The sequence below is a fragment of the Agromyces binzhouensis genome, assembly GCF_004135055.1.
GTDB classification, from domain to species: domain Bacteria; phylum Actinomycetota; class Actinomycetes; order Actinomycetales; family Microbacteriaceae; genus Agromyces; species Agromyces binzhouensis.
In genome coordinates, this window is the sequence record NZ_SDPL01000441.1 from 1 (window position 1) to 2534 (window position 2534).

Genomic DNA, 2534 nt, shown 5'->3' on the forward strand with positions numbered 1-2534 from the left:
AGTCCGCGGTGAGCGACTACGACGGCCTCGACGCCGACGGGCTGCCCGTCCGGCTCGCCCCGCCGCGACTCGAACCGCGGGAGGCGGTCCCGGCGCCCCGCGGCATCCGCCTCGACGCCGACACCGTCTCGGCCGGTTCCCTCGGCCTCGTCGCCGAACTGGCCCACGCGACCGGGCGCCTGCCCGTCGCCGACGACGAGGCGCTCTACCTCCGAGCGCCCGACGTGACCCCGTCGGCCGGCAAGCGGGTGCTGCGATGAGCCTCATGCTGCGCCGCGCCGGCCTCGGCGACCTCGACGCGATCATGCGGCTCGAGCGAGCCACGTTCACCAGCGACGCCTGGCCGGAGTCCGCCATGCGGAGCGAGCTGGAGTCGACGCACGCGTACTACCTCGTCGCCGTCGACGACTCGCGGCCCGACGAACCCGTGGCGTACGCCGGGCTGCTCGCGCCGCGCGGATCCGGGCAGGGCGACATCCAGACCATCGCGGTCGAAGCCTCCCATCGCGGTGCCGGCCTCGGACGCGCGCTCATGCAGGCGCTCATCGACGAGGCCCGCCGACGCGGCGCGGCCGAACTCTACCTCGAGGTCCGCGCCGACAACTCGACCGCGCGACAGCTGTACGCCTCGCTCGGCTTCATCGAGATCGGCCTGCGGCGCGCCTACTACCAGCCCGACGGCGTCGATGCGATCACCATGCGGCTCGACGTGCCGCCGGCGGTCACCCGCCCGGCCGACGCCCCGTCAGGAGGAACGCAGTGAACCGCGACGCGCCGCTCGTGCTCGGCATCGAGACCTCCTGCGACGAGACGGGCATCGGCATCGTCCGCGGCACCGAGCTCCTCGCCAACGCCATCGCCTCGTCGATGGACGAGCACGCCCGCTACGGCGGGGTCGTGCCCGAGGTCGCCGCGAGGGCGCACCTCGAGGCGCTCGGCCCGACCATCCGTGCCGCGCTCGACGAGGCATCCGTCGACCTCGCCGACCTCGACGCGGTCGCCGTGACGAACGGGCCGGGCCTCGCGGGCGCGCTCATGGTCGGCGTCGGGGCCGCGAAGGCGCTCGCGCTCTCGCTCGAGACGCCCGTGTACGCGGTGAACCACCTCGTCGGGCACGTCGGCGCCGACCTCATCGGCGACCGCCCGCTCGAGACGCCGAGCGTGGCGCTGCTCGTCTCCGGCGGGCACACCTCGCTGCTGCTCGTCCGCGACCTCGATTCCGACGTCGAACTGCTCGGCGAGACCATCGACGACGCGGCCGGCGAGGCCTTCGACAAGGTCGCGCGGCTGCTCGGGCTGCCGTACCCGGGCGGGCCCGAGATCGACCGGGCCGCCGTCGGCGGAGACCCCGACGCGATCCGGTTCCCGCGCGGGCTCACCAGGCCGAAGGACCTCGAGCGCCATCGCTACGACTTCTCGTTCTCGGGGCTCAAGACCGCGGTCGCGCGCTGGGTGGAGCAGCGCGAGGCGGCGGGTGAGCCCGTGCCGCTCGCCGACGTCGCCGCGAGCTTCCGCGAGGCGGTCGTCGACGTGCTCGTCTCGAAGGCGATCGCCGCGTGCACCGACCTCGGCGTGCCCCGGCTGCTGCTGGGCGGCGGCGTCGTCGCCAACCGGCGGCTCCGCGAAGTGGCGGAGGCGAGGGCGGATGCCGCGGGCATCGCGCTGCGCATCCCGCCGCTGTCCCTCTGCACCGACAACGGCGCGATGATCGCGGCGCTCGGAGCGCGTCTCATCATGGCCGGGCACGAGCCGTCGTCGCTGGAGTTCGGCGCCGACTCGACGCTCCCGGTGACGGACATCCAGAGCTGATCCGGGCCTCGTCGCGATGGGTACTTGTGCCCGCGCGGGACGTCCGCGCTGCGCGCTAGGGTGAGCGAAGAAACCCCGCGTTCGCGGGGCGGACGACCCGCGCCGCGAGCGTTGACAGCACCCCGCGGCGCTGCCAGCATGGCCGGGTCCGCGCTTGCACGAGAGGAAACCGCACCCATGACCGACCCCAACACGCCCGATCCGAACGCGTCGAACGTCCCGCCGCCTCCGCCCGCCCCGCCGGCCCAGCCGGCGCCGTCGTACGGTGCGACCCCGTCGTACGGCGCCCCGGCGCCGCAGAAGACCAACGTCCTCGCCATCGTCTCGCTGGTGTCGTCGTTCTTCATCTCGCTCGTCGCCATCATCACCGGCCACATCGCGCTGAGCCAGATCAAGAAGACCGGCGAGCAGGGCCGCGGCCTCGCGATCGCCGGCCTCATCATCGGGTACGTCGGGCTGGTCGTCGGCATCATCATCGCGATCGTGTGGTTCGCGATCCTCGGCGCCGCGATCAGCAGCGGCTCGTACACGTACACGAACTGATCCGCCCGCAGCACGGAAGGGGCTCGGCATGAGCGATCCCACCAACCCGGACCAGCCGACGGAGCCGGCACCGCCGACGCCGACGGAACCGACGGTCCCGGTGGAGCCTGCCGAGCCCGCCGTGCCCGCGGAGCCGGTCGAGCCGGCCGTGCCCGCGGAGCCGGTCGAGCCGACCGTGCCCG

General features: G+C 73.9%; 3 protein-coding genes and 1 pseudogene. All 4 read left to right on the forward strand.

The features are described from left to right. Positions 1-260: pseudogene (locus tag ESO86_RS19170) on the forward strand (tRNA (adenosine(37)-N6)-threonylcarbamoyltransferase complex dimerization subunit type 1 TsaB); the annotation flags it as partial. Continuing rightward, positions 257-763 carry a ribosomal protein S18-alanine N-acetyltransferase gene (gene rimI / locus ESO86_RS15370; protein ID WP_129235759.1) on the forward strand — a complete coding sequence of 169 codons (507 nt, stop codon included), beginning with the start codon at positions 257-259 and terminating at the stop codon, positions 761-763. The pseudogene ESO86_RS19170 and the gene rimI, both read left to right, overlap by 4 nt. Then, positions 760-1809 carry a tRNA (adenosine(37)-N6)-threonylcarbamoyltransferase complex transferase subunit TsaD gene (tsaD, locus tag ESO86_RS15375; RefSeq protein ID WP_129235760.1) on the forward strand — a complete coding sequence of 350 codons (1050 nt, stop codon included), beginning with the start codon at positions 760-762 and terminating at the stop codon, positions 1807-1809. Before rimI ends, tsaD begins: the two co-directional genes overlap by 4 nt. A gap of 177 nt (positions 1810-1986) precedes the next feature. Beyond that, positions 1987-2352, forward strand: a complete 366-nt coding sequence (locus tag ESO86_RS15380) for a DUF4190 domain-containing protein (RefSeq protein WP_129235761.1) — start codon at positions 1987-1989, stop codon at positions 2350-2352. Positions 2353-2534 lie beyond the last annotated feature (182 nt).

What these genes read in the sequence shown, in the direction of transcription:
- rimI (WP_129235759.1), top strand. Translation starts at nt 257, where the DNA reads ATGAGCCTCATGCTGCGCCGCGCCGGCCTCGGCGACCTCGACGCGATC.
- ESO86_RS15380 (WP_129235761.1), top strand. Translation starts at nt 1,987, where the DNA reads ATGACCGACCCCAACACGCCCGATCCGAACGCGTCGAACGTCCCGCCG.